This is a genomic window from Paenibacillus sp. Soil787 (assembly GCF_001429545.1).
Classification (GTDB): Bacteria; Bacillota; Bacilli; order Paenibacillales; family NBRC-103111; genus Paenibacillus_E.
Genome location: NZ_LMSP01000014.1, coordinates 63,704 through 82,384 on the forward strand (window position 1 = coordinate 63,704; position 18,681 = coordinate 82,384).

The window sequence follows — 18,681 nt, forward strand, 5'->3', positions numbered from 1 at the left end:
CGTTTTTTTGGTTTCACCAATATTTACCGTGGCACATTCAATTTCTTTCTAGCAAAATAGAGGAAGCAGTTAGATGCTAGAAATGAGAGGTGGCCGATGAATAAAACCAAAAATCGATGGAACAAATTCGTGATGATACTAGCCGCGGCGGGGCTTTTGACAATAGCAACAACCTCGGAACCTAGTGTTAAGGCTGAAGCTAGTTCGTCTCTAGGAAAATTCACGATGTCCTATCTCTTCTTTGGGGATTCAAATAACTATACCTCGCAAGTGGATAAAAGCGGTCAGACACTCGATGTCGTCTCGCCTAGCTATTTTCATATCAACGCAGATGGTAGTTTGCAACTCTCCGAATCTCTTCAACCTTCCTTCATTACCGACATGCATGAGCGAGGGAAGAAGGTTGTTCCTTTTCTTAGTAATGATTTCGATAGGACGCTAGGTGAGAAAGCCATTGATAATCGAGAAGCGCTTGTGAATCAAATTGTAAAGGCTATCGAGGATAATAAGTTGGACGGCATCAATATGGATATCGAGAATGTAGATGCAGCTTACCGGGATAAATATACGGATATGGTCAAATTGCTGCGCGATAAACTCCCGAGCCGGATGGAAGTATCAGTGGCTGTAGCAGCGAATCCTACAGGGGTGACGAAGAGCTGGATTGCTTTGTATGATTACAAGGCATTAGCCGCGGTGAGTGATTACTTAATGGTCATGGCTTATGATGAAAGCTATCCTGGAGATCCGACTCCGGGACCTGTGGCAAGTTTACCCTTTGTCGAGAAATCGATTCAATACGCAGTAGCGCAGGCACCAGCTGATAAAATCGTTCTTGGTGTTCCGTTCTACGGGCGATACTGGAATCAAGATGCTGCCGCTAATGGCTCAGGTGTATCCGATCAGACATTAATGAAGCTGATTGACACGTATAAGGGGACTGTGCGGTATGATACTGTTAGCCAATCACCGGTAGCAACTTTCACGATAAGTCCAACCGAGGCAGCTTCTAGTGATGGTAATAAGCTGGGCCCCGGAGACTACACCGTGTGGTTCGAGAACGAACAGTCACTCAAAGAAAAGCTGAAATTGGTAAGCAAGTATAGCTTGAAGGGGACTGGAAGCTGGAGCTTGAATCAGGAACCTTCTGATACATGGGACTATTACAGCTTATGGTCGGACGGGTTTTACTTCGCCGACATGCAGAAGCATTGGGCGCAAGCTAATGTGCTAGCCGCTGCGAACCGAGGCTGGATGCTGGGCATAGCCTCTGACCGGTTCGCGCCGGACGCGGCGCTCACACGAGCGGAAGCCGCGACGATTATCGTGCGCGTGCTGGGCTTGAAGGGCGAGGCGGCTGCAATCGGCGCCTCGTTCAGTGATGTCCCTGCCACCCATTGGGCTTGGCAGGATATCCGGCTCGCGAAGATGAGCGGGCTGATCCAAGGGATCAGCAGTGACCAGTTCGCGCCGGATCAGATCATGACGCGGGAGCAGATGAGTGTGCTGCTGTCCCGCGCTTTGAAGTTGACTTCGCAGGCTGGCGGCGGAGCCGCTGCGAAGGGCTTCTCCGACGTGCCGGCAGGAAGCTGGTCGGCGGAAGCCATCGCTGCGATGAGCAGCAATGGCCTTGTCGACGGCTTCGCGGACGGCACGTTCCGCCCGAGCGCGTCACTGACGCGCGGGGAGATGGCGGCGCTGCTCAGCCGCGCCCAGCCGCTGCTCACGAAGTGAGCCGGCTCTAGCAGAGAACCGCACCCTACTCCGGCTTGCCGAGTGGGGTGCGGTTCTTTTTCTACGACGGACCAATTAAAGCACACAGCTAATGAAACCAACCGGAAATAGACGTTTAACGGACGTCGCTCCAGTCCTTTAGTCGGGAAAGATGAATCTGAAGTTGATTTCGTACCCATTTCCTTACTCTACAGCTGTATGTTGATTGATCAGTCGTAGTTTTTTTGCTTATCCAAGCGCTTAGGTTAATCCTAAGTTTGCTTGGAAGCCCCTTCAAAAAAACCGATGCCTGCTTCTTTGCCCAGTTGGACAAAGGTTGTCTTTCCTTTGGGGCCGGGCTTATCTGTGACGAATTGGCGGATATTTTTGACATGAGTTTCAGCACTGGTGATACGATTACAGCCGATCTGCAGCATAGCGGAAGAGGAAACGCCAATAATACGAATGTTCTGTACACGAATAAATGAACCTAAGTTATCCACACACATTGTGAAGGGTTCCGGAGGCTGAGGGATGGGAAAAGGTCTCTGAAAAAAGGGATAAGCCTTGAAGCTTCCCTCATTCCCATAATAAAAGGGAACTTCGCGCTGGACAGCAAAGGCTCTTGTTTTCAGGGCTGTGTTGATGTTATCGCCAACATGCATGATACTGCTTGAGCCTAAGTCATTGATATAAACATTACCGACGATAGATAAGCGAACCATGAGTCATTCCTCCGATGGAAGAGGCACGAATGGTGAAATGATGACCGATTCTGGGGGAGTATCGAACATGGAGGACAATGAAATGACTTCTGTATCGCCAATGAGAAATACAGAAGAACTGGCAACCCCGACGATTCGTACATCACCTACGAAAAGTTGCTTGTTTTCCACATTTAAGTTCAGCATATTTTAGCCTTCCTTCCTCGGTAAACTGGATATGTAACTCTCAATTGCACTGAATATGTCTTGTTTTGTTTTCTCGATGATGCTGGTTGTCACGGCCTCCATCGGTTCTTTGAAACCAGCGCTGCGGTACTGATTGACATAAATCTGAATGCGGGTGTCTAGCTGTTTACGGATATCATCGATGATGAGGGCTTTGTAATCCTCGTCCAATGGATACTGATATTTGTTTTCGAGATTGTTCATATCGGCATGAACTCCATATTGCAAGTATTGTTCTAACTTGCTAGAGACCTCCTGCTGAATGCCGGAACCAGAGGTACTTTCTTTCCCCAGATCTTGACCTTGATTCCCGGTGACCTGCCCCTGATCTTGCACCGGTGGTCTCTTCCCTATTCCTTCCCATGAACTTATCCCTTGACCTTGTCCTTGACCTTGGCCTTGGCCTTGACCTTGCATTTGCCCCTGAAAAAATGCATTCGCATCAGCTCCAGCATATTTCCCCATGGCGGCACCATTCACTGATAGGTCATCGATATTGTCAAGTATGCTGGGGTTAATCCCGATTGTTAAGGTCCCGTCAAGCTTTTCGACTTTGAGTTGATCGAATTTATATTCAATTTTATCGATGTGGACGCCTTTCTGATTTTTCAAGACGTTAAGGTCCGTTTGCAGTTTGGTTACGGTTTGTTCGAGCTTATCAATTCGCTGCTTCTGCATTTCAATATAGGCGGAGACCTGCTGGGCCCATTGCTGCCATGTTATACAATTATGCATCTAGGAAAGGCACCTCCTTCCGATTTCAATCAGCTTGTAACGCCCGAGTTGGGGGGATACATTAAGTTGGCGCCGGTAAAGGCACCAAGGAGACTGGGTTCGTTGCGCTTGCTCCAAGCTGTGGCGCGGCTTCAACAAAGCCGCCTGTATTGTACAGATTGGATAATGCTCGGATCGATCCAGCGGTGCCAATTTGCAGAACGGAGGAGTTAGACACTGAGTCTACTTTTAAATGCTGAATCATAATGGTCTGATGGATGGTCCAGTTCATTTTGGATGAACACCTCGCTCAGCTTAATATATGAATGGATTTAAATGATTACTCCGCTGGCATTGTTTTCGATAAGGTCCGAATCGTTGGTTACGGTGGTGCTATAGGCATTATAGATGCGAGGGAAATCTCCGGTATTAAATGAGCCTGCTCCGGCAAAAGTTTTGGAGGAGCTGGTAGGTGCGATGATAAAGGAATCGCCGAAGTGGACGATGGAGCCCGACCCCACGCTGATGATTTTGACATTCCCTACGATAGATGGCATAGTCGACCCCCTTGCGCTTATCACAACTATAGTATATGAGGGTATTCGCCTAGAGGTGCCCTTGTTTTTCCTAAGGGTGTCACATCAGGGAATAGGCACATATACTGCTAGTGAAAATGAGGTGATGGGCTTGAGCGGGTATAATCGCCATCCTTGGCTAAAATGGGAGCAAGTTGAGAAGTTCCTTGGGCAAAAGCTGCCTTTCGGTGAAAAAGGGCAGACCTTTCTAGATAATATGACGTGGGCCGAGGGATATGTACAGGACATGCTGAAAAAAGCTATGCCAGGTCTGGATGCCAATATGTTTACCCAAGGTTATGCGGGCTCAGAAATCTTTGAGACGCATGAACACGTCATTATTAAGGTGAAGATTGCCAAAGATGAAAATCCAAGAGCGCTTCAGGTGTTTGTGAAATCCAATCAGATCAAGCTAACCGGCTTTCTAAGCGGAAAGAACCGAATTCTTAAGCTTCCAACCCTTGTGCAGCCAAGGACGGCTAAAGTGAGCTACAAACAGCGTCTGCTGGAGATCAAGGTGCGCAAGCGTGGCTTGAAGGAAAACTATGTTGAGGCGTACATCCGTTACTAACGAGTCAGTAGGAGAAAAAACAAAAACCCTCAAGCCATATGGCTTGAGGGTTTTCCTTATTTTGACTAAAGAACGCGGCGAGCTGTCATATAACGGGACGACCAATTTGCGAAGGTTGCTTCTGGATACGTAGCTTCCGACATGGGATTGCTGTTTAGAGATCCGCAGCAGGTTTACGCCAACCTGCTTGAACACGTATTGGGTGAAGGAAGAGCAGTCAAGTGTTCGCGTTTGACCCGCCTTTGGCCAGTGGTATCCAAGGTGTTAAGGTGAATTCTGAGAGAACGATGAGAATTTCATTGTAATGTTTCTATTGACACGTTTTTGGCAGCGTAATCAAAGCGGTAGTTCCTTGACCTAAGCAACTTTTGAGCTGGATGGTCCCTTCATGCTTCTGAACGATATGCTCCGCAATAGCCAGTCCCAGACCCACTCCGCCTTGCTTGCGATTCCTTGCTTTATCCGTCCGATAGAAGCGGTCAAATAGGTGAGGTAAGTCACTTTCCGCGATGCCAATACCTTGATCAATGACTTCGATGGTGACCCGCGTATTCTCTGTGACGCCGATTTTTAACACGACCATGTCTTGACTGTATTTGAGTGCATTATCTAGAAAAATAATGAGTAACTGCCTGATTTTAGAAGGATCTCCGTTCATATGAAGCTCTTTCAGGTCTTGATCAATCTGCACCTCGATCTCTCTGCTGGAAGTAAATCTAAGCGAAGCTGCGGTTTGCTGGGCAATCGGAAGGAGGTCGAAGGTGATCTTCTGTGCACAGTCTTCTTTCTCCTTATCTGTAAGGGAAAGCAGGTTTTGTGTGAGAATCTTCAGCTGGGCTGATTCGGAGATGATGGCTTCGAGCGCTTCTTCACGCAGCTTCTCATCCTGCAGAGCCCATCTTCGCAGTAAGCTTGCGTAGCTCTCAATGATCGTAAGCGGTGTACGCAGCTCGTGGGAGGCATCCGCAAGGAATTGCTCTTGCTTTTGAAACATTTCCTGCAGCCTATCAATCATTCTATTAAATGTTGCACCAAGCATGGTTAACTCATCATTCGTTAGCTTGTCGGGCAAGGGGATATGCCTAAATGAGCCGCTTTTCTCAATGTTTTGCATCGTGGTCACTAATTGCTGAAGCGGTCGAAAGAGCACATTCGTGTAGAAATAACCCCCAAAGAGAGCAAGTATCAGCGCACCTGTGGACGTTAATAAAAGAATAGAGATGAGCATGCGGGAGTATTCGCCCAACCTCCGCATGCTGCGTCCAATTTCTAAAATAGCAACCTGATGCCCTTCTTTGTACACAGGCATTTTCACGAATATAAAAATTCCGTCGGGCGCTGTTTTTAAGATGACTGTCTCTTTGTCTACATAACTGGCAGGAAATTGGAGCAGCATGGGGTCGGAATATATTTGATAAACAATCTTTGAATCTGGAGCAATATATCGTAACATTTCTTGCGGAATGAGGAGCTCTTCCATCTGCGACTTATCCTGCCAATACTCAGGATGACTAGGTAAATCCTTCTGAATCAGGGTGCGGGCCTTGTCCTTCAGCAGCTCCACTTCGCCCTTGGTCGTAACCCGAATGAACATATAGTAGACAAAAGTGAAGCTGAAAAAAAGAATCACCATCAGCCCTGCGGAAACCCACAGTGTGATTTTCAGCTTAAGGCTCATGAGGGTGTCTGCCCGTCTTTGGGAACAGATTCACCAGCCGAATCGTCCGCTTCTTTGCTCGAGGAAGGTTCAACCTTCAGCAAGTAGCCAATACCGCGTATCGTCTGAATCAGCTTAGAGGAGAAGGGCTTATCCACCTTTTGCCGCAAATATCGGATATACACGTCAACCACGTTCGTATCTCCTACGAAATCATATCCCCAAACCTCTGAAATGATCTGCTCCCGCGACATCACTTCGTCCTGATGCTGAATAAGGAAGCGCAGTAAATCAAACTCCGTAGGCGTTAATTCGATCGGTGTACCTTCTCGTATAACAGCTCTACTTTTTAAATCCATGGTGAGATTATCTACTTTCAGCAAATGAGGCTGCTCTGTTGGCTGGTCCTGCAAGCTTCTTTGGCGAAGTAGACTGCGAATGCGGGCGAGCAGTTCGATTGTGGCAAAAGGCTTCGTCACATAGTCGTTAGCGCCTTGGTCAAGTCCACTGACTCGGTCCGGGACAGCATCGCGTGCCGTCAACAGGATAATGGGAAGGGTTGCGTTAACCTGCCGTATGCGGCGAAGCACCTCTAGACCGCTGAGCTCCGGCAGCATGACGTCAAGCAGGATAAGTTCCCAGTCCGGCTCGTTTAAGGCTGCATTCAGTCCAGAGCGCCCATCTGCTCTTGTATGTACCTCGTAGCCTTCATGCTCCAGCTCCAGCTGAAGCACCCTGGCGATACGTTCTTCGTCCTCAATTAGCAATATGCGGCTCATGGCGGATAGATTTCACTCCTAACGGCTCACTGATAGTCAGCGGTGTCGATTCGTTCTTTATTTTCTCTATTCGGTACATTTACATACATAGGTGAAAAGCGCAGTCTTTGGGGAGTGTCTCTTTAGCGTTCATTAGCCTAGTCCGCGTTTAACCTTTGTAACATAAAATAATCATAGAAGACTGACGAAGGAGTAGGACAGATGAGTATATCTCCGAAAAAGAAGGTGCGCATCAAATCCAACCAGAAAGTAGCGATTTTATTGCAAGACCACGATGCTACCACAAGAGTCTATGTGGAGATTCAAGGGGAGCTCAATTCGCGGGAGGTTATGGTTGAGGCGCTAAAACGTTTAGAAGATGGATTGATCTATGCAGACGAGGGTTGTACGGAGTTAATCGAGAGTGAGTATATTGAGGTGTTCCGTAAAAAAAATCCGTATCGCCGAGAAGAAGAGGATTTCATCTTCCTCATTGACCGTGCGTATGCAGAAGACTACGTGGTATCCGCCAAAATCGTTAAATAATGGTAAGGTGAGGGGATATAAAAAACCCCTTATCGATAGATCTGAAGGCCAGAGCCTTTGAGAGCAGTCGATAAGGGGTATTTTTCAATTTAAATAATTAGTTTTTATGAATAATAGGAGCTGTCTCTACGGAAGTCAAACGGTCATAGAATTCCACAAAGTTATTTCTTTCATCTGAGCTAAGCTGAGCCATAGCCGTACGCGGATGCTCATCAAGCGCTCCTACGATCATGTAAGGAATGAGATAGCCCCAATCCCATTTTTGACGCATCGTAATCATGTGTTTCTCGATAATTTCAAGTACCGGACGAATGTCGTAACGTGCTCCTTTTAAATAGCTAAGCAGAAGTTCCGTCGTACAGTTCCCTGCTGCGCGGCCCATTCCATAGACAGAGGAATCAAGGAAAGTCACGCCTTTGGAAGCACCGGCAATCGTGTTCGCGAAAGCAAGCTGCAGGTTGTTGTGCATATGTAAGCCAAGTTCTTTCTCAGGAAGCAGACGTTGGAACTTCGTTACGAGGTAGTCAATGTCTTTATGATCCATGCTGCCGTAAGAATCTACGATATAGACAACATCAACAGGGCTTTTATTGATTTCTTCGAAAGCTTCAACCAGTTCATTTTCCATTACATGGGAAAGCGCCATAATGTTAAGTGACGTTTCGTAGCCCATGCTATTGAATTTTTGAACAAGCTCAAGGCCTTTATCAACGTCTTTGATGTAACAAGCAACGCGGATCAGGTCAAGTAAGCTGTCTTCACGAGGTAAAATGTCGTTCTCATCGACACGGCCGATATCTACGAGAGCAGATAGTTTCGTATCGGTCTTTTTGGTAATAACGTCACGAAGGAAGGATTCATTCAAGAATCTCCAAGGACCGGATGATCCGCCTTTAAGCAGCTTTTCCGAGTTTTTATAACCAATTTCCATATATTCTACACCGGCTGCACTTAAGCCGCGATACATGTCTTGGACAAATTCCACGCTAAAATCCCAATCGTTCACCAAACCGCCGTCCCGAATCGTACAATCCAAAATCTTGTGTTGATGATGCTTAACCATACTCGTATTGCCCCTTTCGACTGCTTATATCGCTTCTGATTTTGCTATATTATCACTTATCTTGAGGCAGCTTGTCAATGAATGTCACTTAATAAACATGTGTCAGGTCCTTCAAACTTAAAGGAAAACTGCACGTTCTCAAACGGAGCGACCCGAGAAGATGGGGGTACTTCTCGATTTGGAGAGCACAATGAACGATGCCTTCACAGGAACCATCCTGCAGAAGCTTGCCGCTTGGGGATGGTGGTAATGACGAAGGCGCGATTGAGTCCGGTATTAGAGTAGCGTACAATGTAAATGAGCTTCCTATTTATGGATACGGATTTTATAATTTGGCCAAGATGTAGCTCCATATGGTCTCGGGGGAGGATGCCTAATGAATCGAAACGAGTGGTCATTAGCAAAAGAGGTTGCCGTGAAAGCCGCATGGAAAGCAGGAGAGCTGGCAAGAGAACGATTCGGGGGCAAGCTGGATATTCAGCACAAGGATGATCGCGGAGATTTGGTCACAGAAGTGGACGTGCTATCGGATCGTTTGATAGTGGAAGACATCCTGGCGGTTTTTCCGAGTCATCGTATATACAGTGAAGAAGCGGGTGAAGGAGGGGCAAACAGCGATTGGGTATGGCATGTTGATCCGCTGGATGGAACGAATAATTTCGCCTTGGGCATACCGCTTTATGGCGTTTGCATCTCTTTAAGCTATCAAGGACAAATTGTCTTAGGAGTAATCCATGATTCGGCTTTGGGGCTAAATTATGTTGCTGTTAAGGACGAAGGTGCTTGGCAGGAGGAGGTTAAGCTTGAGGCGAAGCCGAAGGGTGCGTTGGTTAAGTCCACAATTTCATGGATTCAAGGCCATGGGGTTGGCAAGGACGATCATAGAGCCTTAGAGCTAAGGCATCATCTAGAGCATTCAGTTAAAAGAGTGCTGCGCATGTGGGCACCGTCATTGACCTGGGCGATGCTTGCCAGAGGCGATCTGCATGGTGTCGTGTTGTACAACTCAGAAGGTGAGGATTTATACGCGGGTTTGCTGCTCGCGCAGGAGGCTGGCGTGAAAGTGACGGATTTTGCGGGTAATCCGATTGCTATGCTTGGGAGCTCGGGCGTGGGTTTAAGCGCAGGTGCGAGTGCAAGTGCAAGTGCAGGTGCAGGTGCAAGTGCAAGTGCAAGTATAAGCTCCGAAGTGGGAATAGGGATGGCAGAGGCGGTTTACTTGGTGGCTGCTGTGCCGGAGTATCATGCGGAGCTGCTGGCATTCGTGCAGGAAGCCATCAAAGTAGAATAATGTGGGAGCAATATGCAGATGATAATGGCATACTTTGCAAGATGAGGAAGAAAGGATGCTATGCGATGAAGAGCTTTGTTCCTATATTTTTTGAATTTGATAAGGAGCGGGATGCGCTCCTTGCGCTTGATACGCTGGACGAGCTTGGCTACAAGCCGGAATTACTGGGCGGAGAGATGTCCACGGTGCACATCCATCTTGATGCACAGGAGATCACATCTGCGATAGAAATTGCGCAGTCGCACGGCGGTCGCTTAGTGGATCGCCCACAGGCTGAGTCCGAGCCAGCGATATACGCCATGGCTTACGATCTGGAGGGTTCCATCCGCATTCCGGCCCACACCGTGAATGAGGATTGGTCCGATGGCTACGCTGAGGCGAACGTACAGGCGGTAACGGACGCGGTGCCGAGCGAGGAAGAGGCGGCTTTTGATCCGTCCGCTGACGACTACAACCATTTCAGCGCCGGTATCAGGCTGTGAAATGGGGCGGGGGAGACCGCGCATGGCGCGCGAAAGCAGAGTCATAGCGATGAAAAACATCGCTAACTCGCGCCCGCGGCCGAGCAGCCCCGCCATAAGGATGAAAAACATCCTTATTGGGGGTGAAACCTACGTGTGCCACTCATCCCGTGGACGCTCCCAAGCACTAACCCGAATGGTTAGTGCTTTTTTGGTTGAAATAGGAAGGCAAGTTGCACAACGTACAACAATTTCTTAGATTTCTCCGCGGAAAGCTCAGAATGTTGTATGCTGTACAACAATTTAGCCTTTTTATAGGCTATAGAGGCACATTTGGCTGGAATTGTTGTATTTTCTGCAACATTCGCGTGGAAAATGTGGGTTTGCTTGCCTATTATTGTACAAAGTACAACAATTCACGAATAAGCAAACGAATGTTTCAACACATAAGTCTAGGGTTGTCTCTTATTTTACAGCAACATCTACAAAAACTCTCGCCCAAGGACTGAGTAAGCCAATAGGCATCCGCCTTTTTATTGTAGATACCACAGAATGCGTAACTTTTCCCCTCATTACTGCGTCTGGTGAGATAAGGAAGTAAATTTGTGGAGGAGTGAGTCGGATGAGACGCATGATGGAGATGGTTTTGGTGGCAGCAATAATAAGTGTGATGACCGGATGTGTAGGTGAACAAACAAAAGGTGACACAGGCGCAAGCAGCAGCAGCCCACAACCGACCTCAATAGCCTCTCCTTCTACACCATCGACGCCAATTTCCCCAACACCAACAGTCATACCGAATTCAACCGCACAGGTACCAATCACAACTCCTACCCCTAGTGTCAAACCAAGTCCAACTTCGTACGCCAAAGAAGCCGACGCCAAAAAAGCAATCGAAAGCCGTGCGAAAGAAACGATACAAGCGCTGAAGGAGAAGGATCTGAAAAAGCTCGCAGAGCTGATTCATCCGAAGAAAGGTGTACAATTCTCGCCGTACTCTTATATACATGTGTCGAGTGATGTCCAGGTTCTAGGCAGCGGGCTTGCAGCCCTTTGGGCAAATACCAGCACGACACACTGGGGCGACTACGATGGTTCAGGTGACCCCATTGACCTCACTTTTCCTAACTATTGGGATAAATTTGTTTATAACGAAGATTTTGCAGCCGCACCACAAATTAGCTATAACATTATTCTCGGCAAAGGGAATATGATTAATAATGTGTTCAGTGTATATCCGACGACTTCAGCGATTACGGTGGAGTATCATTATCCAGGTCTAGATCCGCAGTTTCAAGGGATGGATTGGACCAGTCTGCGGCTTGTTTACGAGAATTCAGGTACTCAGTGGTATCTAGTTGCGATTGTCCATGACCAACATACGATGTAGCTCAGTTCCATTTCTAATTCCAATAAACGCCTAAAAACCGTATTAAATCTCGATTTTCCGCGGGATGATTCTAATGAATAACAACCTAGTGACCGCATTTCAATCTAACTTGGTGTGACCGGCGTTCCAGGTCCAGCAGCGATTTCGACAACAGTTGTACTTACAGCTAGATAGAAGGACCTGCATCTTAGGATGCGGGTCCTTCTTTTATACCTGCCCAGCGGCGCTTTTTCCAGCCATATAACCAGTTGAAAATGCCGCGGTAATGTTATAACCGCCTGTATATCCATGAATATCGAGGATTTCACCACAGAAATAAAGCCCATTCACCAGCTTCGATTGCATGGTGCTTGGATCGATTTCTTTCAGTTGAACGCCGCCGCCTGTGACGAAGGCTTCCTCTATGGAGAGTGTTCCTTTAACGATAACAGGGAAGGCTTTCATCAGTTTGCACAGCTCGAGCCATTTTTGCTTCGGGATGTTGTCGTACGTAAGCTGATCGTCTAAGCCAGACTTCTCGACCATGATCGGTATTAATCGATCGGATAATAGAGGCTTAAGCACGTTTTTGATCGCTTTTTTGGCTTCAGCTTTGGCGAGAGCCATGCTTTGGTTATACACATCGTCCGTGCTTTGATCCGGAAAGAGATCCACAGTGAGCAGGACTTCCTTACGCTCTGACTTGTTGAGCTCTTTCACGACGAACTGACTGCAGCGCAGCGCAATCGGCCCTGACAAACCAAAATGCGTAAATAACATATCGCCGCGGTGGGAAATGATCGATTTCCCTTTGGTGTTCCACACGCTGAGTGTCACGTCCCGCAAGGAAAGTCCTTGCAGCTCACGGCTGCGGATAAAAGCTTCCTTCGAGGTTAACGGAACCTCGGTGGGGAAGAGCTGCGTGATGGTGTGCCCACCAGCTTCGGCCCAAGCATAACCGTCTCCTGTCGAGCCGGTTTGCGGGACAGAACATCCGCCGGAAGCAATGATGACAGCTTTGCTGTTCATCGTTTCGCCGGAGTGCAGACGTACGCCTTGGACGCTGCCGTCCTTGTACAAGACCATCTTGACCGGACTGTTCGTCCGGATCTCGACACCTTGTCTGCGAACTTGGCCGATCAACGCGTCTACGACGGTTTTGGCCTTGTCGCTAACGGGAAACATGCGACCGTTATCCTCTTCCTTTAGGCGGATACCGAGATTTTCAAAGAAATCAATGATGTCCTTGTTGCTGAAATGGGTCAGAGCACTATATAAGAAGCGCCCGTTGCCTGGAATATGCTTGATCAAATCATCCATGTCTTTGTTGTTCGTTACGTTGCATCTGCCGCCGCCGGATATCCCGAGCTTACGCCCCAGCTTGTCCCCTTTATCGACCAAAAGCACCTTCGCGCCATCCATACTCGCGGCAATGCTAGCCATAAGACCTGCGGAACCGCCGCCAATTACAATTACATCATATGTCATTCGAATAAAGCCCCTACATCGCATATTTTGACACCATCATAGCATGCAAGGCGTCTTAAAGAAATATAACACCGACTATGCCGCTTAACATACCAAGCACAATTACTGAAACGGTAACAAACAGAATGACTTTCTTAGGAAATGATTTCGAAATCATTAACAGAGAAGGCAAACTGACGGAAGGCAGCGTAAGCAATAATGCAGCTGCAGGACCTGTCCCAAGGCCAAAGGTCATTAAAGATTGGATAATCGGTATCTCTGCCGCTGTAGGGATTACGAATAGCATACCTGCAATAGCAAAACCAATAATAAGAAGAATACTATTTCCGGCAGTTTCCCCGACTGCAGGAAATAACCAGGCTCTGCTTGCTCCTAATAAAAGCACAGCGATGATGTAGGCTGGAACAATATGAAGAATCATCGACCCCATACTTTTCAACCATCTTTGTATGAATGAGCCAGATTGTTCTTTTGTTACTTCCTCTGCTTTAGCAGTTAGATTCTCTGGAAGTTTCGTCTTTCCAGCAAAAAGGTTGGCGTAATAGCTTACTCCAAAGGTTAATATTAAACCAAATACGAGCCGGATTAAGGTGAACTTCCAAGACAAAACAAAGGTCATAAACACCAAGGTTGCAGGGTTAATGGTCGGGTTTCCAAGCCAAAAGGCTAGGCTTGCGCCTACGGATACATTCTTTTTACGTAATCCTACTGCAAGAGGTGCTGCACAGCATGTGCACATCATACCTGGTATGGAGGAAAATCCTCCGATTAAAGTACTTCTGAAAGATGTTTTACCAAGCACCCTCAGAAGCCAAGTAGACGGTAGAAGTACCTGCAACAATGAACCAAGGACGATGCCTAGTAGCGCTGCCTTCCAAACTGATTTGTAGTAAGTCAGCGCATAATCCCATGCAGCTTGCCAAGAAGGGGCGGGGGCTGTAGGGTTTTTACCAGAAATTATGGACGATCCTATAGAATGTTTAGTTGCAGCATCGAATGCTTTATGATAGTAAGGCCACCATTTCACATACGTTAAGCCAACAATAGCGATTATTAAAAAAACAATAACATATAGTACAACCCTTTTGTTGATTGGTTCTACGTGAGGTGATGAGTTACTGGTATGTGTCATTTTTATTCTCCAGACATTAGATTTTGGCAAGTTAAATAGGTTATCATTATAACATATCCAGAAAATGAGAATGACACATATTTTGCGGTACACAACTTTTTATTGAAATGCCAATTGATGAACGAGCTCGCCATATGATTGATTTCGGATATTGCGAACGACATGCTCGAACAACGATTTATGACGCTCTATGTTGTCATAATCGATGTTCGAGCTCTTTGTTTTTCGTTACGCTGCATCTGCTGCCAAATATGGGGTTATCAAGAAATTAAAATAAAGATGCACACAGACTGTGGATAACATGTTGATAAAACAGATTATATTGTGAATAAATTGTAAGGGTTCTGTGGATAAAGAATGACTGAATGTGGATAAAGGTCTGAATCGGCAAAGCTTCTCTTCCATAGTATGCAGCTCCTGTTTCGCGGAAAGCACGAATGCCTCGCAAATTTTCGTAAAAAATACTCGAACTGCTTTTGTAGGTTCTTATAGATTATTATAGTCGAGTCTTTATACTGATTAATGAAAGCGCTTTAATATTAATCTAAAGATGGGCCAAATGTCTTTAAGGGGGAGTTTTTCGAGTGAAAATATTAACCGGAAACAAAATCGTGGCTGTCACTGTACTGGCATTATCTCTCATATCTTCAGGATGTGCGACAAAAAACCAAACGGATGCACAAGCAAAGAGTACAGCCCGAAATGAACCAGCTTCCGTCACAAATGCGAGCAATGATGTCAAACCCAATTTGCCCAACATTCAAATTTTAGCGATGGGCGGCACGATCGCAGGAACCGGCTCTGTTGCTACTCAAACTACCGGTTATCAAGCGGGGGTTCTGACTCCGGATCAACTCATTGAAGCGGTGCCATCGCTAAAAGATATTGCTAACCTGTCCGCTGCTCAAGTGGCGAAAATAGATTCAGGCACATCCAACACCGATGCCATCATGGTCAAGCTGGCGAAGGAAGTCCAAAAGACATTGGATGATCCAAAGTATGATGGCGTTGTCATCACCCACGGTACGGATACACTGGAGGAGACTGCTTACTTCCTCGATTTGACTGTTCATTCCGATAAACCGATCGTGATCGTCGGTTCCATGCGTCCCTCTACGGCAATGTCTGCTGACGGTTCGTTAAACCTATACAACGCTGTAGCGTTAGCCGGTTCTAAAGAAGCTCAGGGTAAAGGCGTCCTGATTTCCTTGAACGATAAGATTGGAAACGCCCGTGATAATTTTAAAACCAGCACTACCGGCGTGGATACCTTCAAAAATCCGGAACTAGGCTACCTTGGGTATGTGCAGGGAGGTAAACCTTACTTTTACAACTTGCCGGTTAGAAAACATACAAACCAGTCCGACTTTAACATTCACAATATTACTGAAGATCATTTGAAGCGTGTAGATATAGTCTATTCACATGCCAATGACGACCGAGTCATGGTTGACGCCGCGGTTTCAGCCGGAGCGAAGGGCATTATCCACGCCGGTACAGGCGACGGCTCCATTCATGAAAAAACGCTTCCGGGTCTGCAGGATGCTGTAAAGAAAGGTGTTGTCGTTATTCGCGGTACCCGCGTGCCTGAAGGCATAGTTACCAGAGAAAAAATCGATGACGAAAATAAATTTGTCACTTCCGACAATCTCAATCCTCAAAAAGCACGCATCTTGTTGATGTTGGCACTCACCCAAACCAAAGATCCACAGAAGATTCAAGAGTATTTTAACCAATACTAAGAGATTATTCGATTGCGTCGCTCCGTTCAAGGGGCGGCGCTTTTATTTTTGTTTATGGCCTAACTAGATCATAAGTCCATTCCTTTGGGGTCCGGCTTCTTTTATTTACACGGTATTTACGAACATTCAGCAGCCTTTCAGCAACCCCTCAGATTTCTTTTAGGGAGGATATGGGATACTGGTTGTAGAAAACGTGTACAATGAACATCGGGGGGACTAAAGCTATGCGTCAATTAAAAGGTATCAAAATTCTGCTCGTTGATGACGAGCCTCATATTTTAGAATTTCTGGAGTTAGGCTTGACGAATGAAGGGTTTGAGGTCATGACGGCTCAGGATGGGATTAGTGCAATTACTGCTTGCAATAAGTTTCAGCCGCATATCGCTATTCTGGATGTGATGATGCCAGGGATGGACGGATTCGAAGTTTGTCGAATGATTAAGAAGACGGAAAATGTCGCAGTTATCATGCTGACGGCTAAGGATGAAATCGATGACCGGGTCAAGGGACTCACGCTTGGGGCCGATGATTATATGATTAAGCCGTTTAGCTTTGAGGAGCTGCTTGCTCGTATCTATGCGCGGATTCGCAACCATTTTCCAAACTTGTTCGGTGAAGTGATCATTGGGCCGCTTCGCATGGATGACAGGCGTAAGGAAATTAGTCTGCATGACAACGTGCTGGAGCTATCTCCTACGGAATATGAGCTGCTCAAATTTATGTCGATTAACCACGGACTTGTATTAAGCAAATCAATGATTCTCGATAAAGTATGGGGCTATGACTTCGGTGGCGAAGAGAACATCGTCGAGGTGTACATTCGCTCCTTGCGCGATAAGCTCGGCGATAAGGAACATAAGCTGATCCGTACGATTCGCGGCGCTGGCTACCGGATGGATTTAACATGAAAAGGCGGGGCCGGTTTGCCGAGCATTTTGTTACCGGTTCGCTGAAATTCCAGTTACTATCGCGCTCTTTGTTGGTGATGTCGGCGTTATTGCTGTTGATTGGTGTGTTCCAATATATTTTCATGCAGCAATTTCTGTATAAGAACAAGGCGGAAACGATTCGTAACCAGCTTGTGACATTACCTCCCAATACCTGGCAGCGGGCAGGGGAATCTCCGGATCGAGGCCAGAATCCTTTTATGTCCAGACGAGACATTAACGGTGGTAACCGTTCGGACAATATGGGAGGAGAGTTTCCTCGAATTTTCGTTCCTGAATTATCCATTGCATTGATTGACAGTGAAGGAACTTACAAGCAGTTGTCTTCAGAAAATGGATCTCCCTCCTTGCAGCTTACGAAAGAGGAATATCAGGAATTATTGAAATTGAAATTGAAACCAGGCGATTACCGAATCGTGAAGGATAAAGACGGCAATGAACAGATGATTGTTTTTCATCAAGTTCGAGAGAGATCCCAAGGCGTCCAAGGACTTATTCAAGCGAGTACGAGCACAGCACCGATCAAAGCTTTGCTGCTCCGTCAGTTGTTCACCTTTCTACTATTGTCCATGACAGCATTGGTAATAGGGCTACTCGGATTTCTGCCCGTATTAAGGAGGACGTTGGTGCCGCTTTCTAATATGGTAGATACCGTGAAACAAATCGATTCAGGTAATCTGGGCGAGCGGTTCCCTGCGCATCAGGGGCAAGCGGAGATTGACCGATTATCGACTTCTTTCAATAGTATGCTTGAGCGGCTGGAGTTTTCTTTTGAGGCGGAAAAAGAGGCCAAAGAGCAAATGCGCCGCTTCGCTGCGGATGCCTCGCACGAGCTTCGTACACCGTTGACCTCGATTCACGGCTTTCTGGAAGTGCTGCTTCGCGGAGCGTATCAACAACCGGAGCAACTGTTGAAAGCGCTGAAGAGCATGCACGGAGAATCCGTGCGTATTAATAAGCTAGTTGAAGACCTGCTGCTGCTTGCTCGATTGGATCGAACGCCATCTTTTCAGAAGTCGGAAGGGCTGCTCGATGAGATGCTTCATGAGATGGAGCCCCAGCTTCGTCTACTGGCAGGAGACAGAACCGTCACTTTTACGCTGGAGCCCCAGATCCGTTGTCTATATGATCCGGATAAAATCAAGCAGGTCGTTCTCAACTTGTTTCATAACGCCGTTCAGCATACTCATCCTTTGACCGGTGAATTAGGGCTTTCGTTAGCAAAGACAGATGCAGGTATCGAAATTGCTGTTCATGACAATGGGCCAGGTATTGCACCTGAACATCTTCCTCATTTGTTTGATCGGTTCTACCGCATCGATTCCTCTAGGGCGCGAAGGAGCGGCGGAGCTGGGTTGGGATTATCGATCACCCGATCCATTGTAGAGCTGCATGGCGGAACGATTGAGGTTCATAGCACAGTAGGTGAAGGTAGTACATTTAAAGTGCTGCTGCTTCCATAGAATGAGAGGAGCCTTATCTCGATGTGTCGGGGTGGGGCTTTTTTTAGTCTATAGAATGGTTTTAGCCGGAGTAATGCGCACACAATTAAAAATAAGAGCCTCCAGAAGCTTCTATTTCGCCAAAAGGAGGCTAATTGTGGGAAATAAGAACATTCCTGTAGACGCTAATATTTGGCCTTTGAAATAAAAGGAGCGTCTCCTGTACGATGGGGTTGCAACGGGTCAATGCCCTTAATAGCCC

The 18,681-nt window shown here is 46.8% G+C and carries 20 protein-coding genes and 1 pseudogene; 10 read left to right on the top strand and 11 right to left on the bottom strand.

Features of this window, described 5'->3' with window-relative positions:
• Positions 1-96: 96 nt before the first annotated feature.
• Entirely contained in the window at positions 97-1,734 is a 1,638-nt protein-coding gene (locus ASG93_RS16780) for an S-layer homology domain-containing protein (RefSeq protein ID WP_056833710.1), read from the top strand.
• A 251-nt stretch (positions 1,735-1,985) separates the two neighbouring features.
• Here the strand turns inward: ASG93_RS16780 and ASG93_RS16785 are convergent, their stop codons facing one another.
• From ASG93_RS16785 to ASG93_RS16805, 5 genes are all read right to left on the bottom strand, one after another.
• Positions 1,986-2,438 carry a spore germination protein GerPE gene (locus ASG93_RS16785; protein ID WP_056833711.1) on the bottom strand — a complete coding sequence of 151 codons (453 nt, stop codon included), beginning with the start codon at positions 2,436-2,438 and terminating at the stop codon, positions 1,986-1,988.
• Positions 2,439-2,441: 3 nt separating this feature from the next.
• Positions 2,442-2,624, bottom strand: a complete 183-nt coding sequence (locus tag ASG93_RS16790; protein WP_414858874.1) for a spore gernimation protein GerPD — start codon at positions 2,622-2,624, stop codon at positions 2,442-2,444.
• A 3-nt stretch (positions 2,625-2,627) separates the two neighbouring features.
• Positions 2,628-3,398 carry a spore germination protein GerPC gene (gene gerPC / locus ASG93_RS16795; RefSeq protein ID WP_056833712.1) on the bottom strand — a complete coding sequence of 257 codons (771 nt, stop codon included), beginning with the start codon at positions 3,396-3,398 and terminating at the stop codon, positions 2,628-2,630.
• A gap of 61 nt (positions 3,399-3,459) precedes the next feature.
• Complete coding sequence (locus ASG93_RS16800) at positions 3,460-3,669, bottom strand: spore germination protein GerPB (protein WP_056833713.1); 210 nt, start codon at positions 3,667-3,669, stop codon at positions 3,460-3,462.
• 40 nt (positions 3,670-3,709) lie between these two features.
• Positions 3,710-3,934: a spore germination protein gene (locus ASG93_RS16805; protein WP_056833714.1), complete on the bottom strand. Its 225-nt coding sequence runs from the start codon at positions 3,932-3,934 to the stop codon at positions 3,710-3,712.
• 130 nt (positions 3,935-4,064) lie between these two features.
• Between ASG93_RS16805 and ASG93_RS36390 the strand changes: the two genes are divergently transcribed.
• Entirely contained in the window at positions 4,065-4,523 is a 459-nt protein-coding gene (locus ASG93_RS36390) for an Hsp20/alpha crystallin family protein (protein WP_056833715.1), read from the top strand.
• 120 nt (positions 4,524-4,643) lie between these two features.
• Here ASG93_RS36390 and ASG93_RS36810 read toward each other — a convergent pair.
• The 3 genes and pseudogenes from ASG93_RS36810 to ASG93_RS16820 all read right to left on the bottom strand — a co-directional run.
• Positions 4,644-4,748, bottom strand: a pseudogene (locus ASG93_RS36810) (NlpC/P60 family protein); the annotation flags it as partial.
• 85 nt (positions 4,749-4,833) lie between these two features.
• Positions 4,834-6,201, bottom strand: a complete 1,368-nt coding sequence (locus ASG93_RS16815; protein ID WP_056833716.1) for an ATP-binding protein — start codon at positions 6,199-6,201, stop codon at positions 4,834-4,836.
• Positions 6,198-6,959: a response regulator transcription factor gene (locus ASG93_RS16820; RefSeq protein ID WP_056833717.1), complete on the bottom strand. Its 762-nt coding sequence runs from the start codon at positions 6,957-6,959 to the stop codon at positions 6,198-6,200. The genes ASG93_RS16815 and ASG93_RS16820 overlap by 4 nt, the downstream gene beginning before the upstream one ends.
• A 201-nt stretch (positions 6,960-7,160) precedes the next feature.
• On the opposite strand from ASG93_RS16820, the gene ASG93_RS16825 reads away from it, so the two are divergent.
• Positions 7,161-7,484, top strand: a complete 324-nt coding sequence (locus ASG93_RS16825; protein ID WP_056833718.1) for a hypothetical protein — start codon at positions 7,161-7,163, stop codon at positions 7,482-7,484.
• Between the two features lie 97 nt (positions 7,485-7,581).
• Here ASG93_RS16825 and ASG93_RS16830 read toward each other — a convergent pair whose 3' ends face one another.
• Positions 7,582-8,547: an aldolase catalytic domain-containing protein gene (locus tag ASG93_RS16830; RefSeq protein WP_056833719.1), complete on the bottom strand. Its 966-nt coding sequence runs from the start codon at positions 8,545-8,547 to the stop codon at positions 7,582-7,584.
• Between the two features lie 197 nt (positions 8,548-8,744).
• On the opposite strand from ASG93_RS16830, the gene ASG93_RS35155 reads away from it, so the two are divergent.
• The 4 genes from ASG93_RS35155 to ASG93_RS16845 all read left to right on the top strand — a co-directional run bounded on the left by ASG93_RS35155 (position 8,745) and on the right by ASG93_RS16845 (position 11,689).
• On the top strand, positions 8,745-8,894 hold the full coding sequence (locus tag ASG93_RS35155) for a hypothetical protein (protein ID WP_156410933.1): 150 nt from the start codon (positions 8,745-8,747) through the stop codon (positions 8,892-8,894).
• A 29-nt stretch (positions 8,895-8,923) separates the two neighbouring features.
• Positions 8,924-9,838, top strand: a complete 915-nt coding sequence (locus ASG93_RS16835) for an inositol monophosphatase family protein (RefSeq protein WP_056833720.1) — start codon at positions 8,924-8,926, stop codon at positions 9,836-9,838.
• A 65-nt stretch (positions 9,839-9,903) separates the two neighbouring features.
• Entirely contained in the window at positions 9,904-10,320 is a 417-nt protein-coding gene (locus tag ASG93_RS16840; protein WP_063891894.1) for a hypothetical protein, read from the top strand.
• A gap of 601 nt (positions 10,321-10,921) precedes the next feature.
• Positions 10,922-11,689 (top strand): hypothetical protein, encoded by a 768-nt coding sequence (locus ASG93_RS16845; RefSeq protein WP_056833722.1) that lies wholly within the window; start codon positions 10,922-10,924, stop codon positions 11,687-11,689.
• A 207-nt stretch (positions 11,690-11,896) separates the two neighbouring features.
• On the opposite strand, the gene ASG93_RS16850 is transcribed toward ASG93_RS16845, so the two are convergent.
• Together ASG93_RS16850 and ASG93_RS16855 are read right to left on the bottom strand one after the other, a co-directional pair.
• Positions 11,897-13,156 (bottom strand): NAD(P)/FAD-dependent oxidoreductase, encoded by a 1,260-nt coding sequence (locus ASG93_RS16850; RefSeq protein WP_056833723.1) that lies wholly within the window; start codon positions 13,154-13,156, stop codon positions 11,897-11,899.
• A gap of 55 nt (positions 13,157-13,211) precedes the next feature.
• Positions 13,212-14,288: a permease gene (locus ASG93_RS16855; RefSeq protein ID WP_056833724.1), complete on the bottom strand. Its 1,077-nt coding sequence runs from the start codon at positions 14,286-14,288 to the stop codon at positions 13,212-13,214.
• Between the two features lie 584 nt (positions 14,289-14,872).
• On the opposite strand from ASG93_RS16855, the gene ASG93_RS16860 reads away from it, so the two are divergent.
• The 3 genes from ASG93_RS16860 (at position 14,873) to ASG93_RS16870 (ending at position 18,440) form a co-directional block, all read left to right on the top strand.
• On the top strand, positions 14,873-16,030 hold the full coding sequence (locus ASG93_RS16860; protein WP_056833725.1) for a type II asparaginase: 1,158 nt from the start codon (positions 14,873-14,875) through the stop codon (positions 16,028-16,030).
• Positions 16,031-16,254: 224 nt separating this feature from the next.
• Positions 16,255-16,938 (top strand): response regulator transcription factor, encoded by a 684-nt coding sequence (locus tag ASG93_RS16865; RefSeq protein ID WP_056833726.1) that lies wholly within the window; start codon positions 16,255-16,257, stop codon positions 16,936-16,938.
• Positions 16,935-18,440 carry a sensor histidine kinase gene (locus tag ASG93_RS16870; protein WP_056833727.1) on the top strand — a complete coding sequence of 502 codons (1,506 nt, stop codon included), beginning with the start codon at positions 16,935-16,937 and terminating at the stop codon, positions 18,438-18,440. The genes ASG93_RS16865 and ASG93_RS16870 overlap by 4 nt, the downstream gene beginning before the upstream one ends.
• The last annotated feature ends 241 nt before the right edge of the window (positions 18,441-18,681 follow it).

Excerpts from the sequence above, each read along its gene's own strand:
- ASG93_RS16780 (WP_056833710.1), top strand. The coding sequence starts at position 97 with ATGAATAAAACCAAAAATCGATGGAACAAATTCGTGATGATACTAGCC.
- ASG93_RS16785 (WP_056833711.1), bottom strand. The coding sequence starts at position 2,438 with ATGGTTCGCTTATCTATCGTCGGTAATGTTTATATCAATGACTTAGGC.
- ASG93_RS16790 (WP_414858874.1), bottom strand. The coding sequence starts at position 2,624 with ATGCTGAACTTAAATGTGGAAAACAAGCAACTTTTCGTAGGTGATGTA.
- gerPC (WP_056833712.1), bottom strand. The coding sequence starts at position 3,398 with ATGCATAATTGTATAACATGGCAGCAATGGGCCCAGCAGGTCTCCGCC.
- ASG93_RS16800 (WP_056833713.1), bottom strand. The coding sequence starts at position 3,669 with ATGAACTGGACCATCCATCAGACCATTATGATTCAGCATTTAAAAGTA.
- ASG93_RS16805 (WP_056833714.1), bottom strand. The coding sequence starts at position 3,934 with ATGCCATCTATCGTAGGGAATGTCAAAATCATCAGCGTGGGGTCGGGC.
- ASG93_RS16815 (WP_056833716.1), bottom strand. The coding sequence starts at position 6,201 with ATGAGCCTTAAGCTGAAAATCACACTGTGGGTTTCCGCAGGGCTGATG.
- ASG93_RS16820 (WP_056833717.1), bottom strand. The coding sequence starts at position 6,959 with ATGAGCCGCATATTGCTAATTGAGGACGAAGAACGTATCGCCAGGGTG.
- ASG93_RS16825 (WP_056833718.1), top strand. The coding sequence starts at position 7,161 with ATGAGTATATCTCCGAAAAAGAAGGTGCGCATCAAATCCAACCAGAAA.
- ASG93_RS16830 (WP_056833719.1), bottom strand. The coding sequence starts at position 8,547 with ATGGTTAAGCATCATCAACACAAGATTTTGGATTGTACGATTCGGGAC.
- ASG93_RS35155 (WP_156410933.1), top strand. The coding sequence starts at position 8,745 with ATGCCTTCACAGGAACCATCCTGCAGAAGCTTGCCGCTTGGGGATGGT.
- ASG93_RS16835 (WP_056833720.1), top strand. The coding sequence starts at position 8,924 with ATGAATCGAAACGAGTGGTCATTAGCAAAAGAGGTTGCCGTGAAAGCC.
- ASG93_RS16840 (WP_063891894.1), top strand. The coding sequence starts at position 9,904 with ATGAAGAGCTTTGTTCCTATATTTTTTGAATTTGATAAGGAGCGGGAT.
- ASG93_RS16845 (WP_056833722.1), top strand. The coding sequence starts at position 10,922 with ATGAGACGCATGATGGAGATGGTTTTGGTGGCAGCAATAATAAGTGTG.
- ASG93_RS16850 (WP_056833723.1), bottom strand. The coding sequence starts at position 13,156 with ATGACATATGATGTAATTGTAATTGGCGGCGGTTCCGCAGGTCTTATG.
- ASG93_RS16855 (WP_056833724.1), bottom strand. The coding sequence starts at position 14,288 with ATGACACATACCAGTAACTCATCACCTCACGTAGAACCAATCAACAAA.
- ASG93_RS16865 (WP_056833726.1), top strand. The coding sequence starts at position 16,255 with ATGCGTCAATTAAAAGGTATCAAAATTCTGCTCGTTGATGACGAGCCT.
- ASG93_RS16870 (WP_056833727.1), top strand. The coding sequence starts at position 16,935 with ATGAAAAGGCGGGGCCGGTTTGCCGAGCATTTTGTTACCGGTTCGCTG.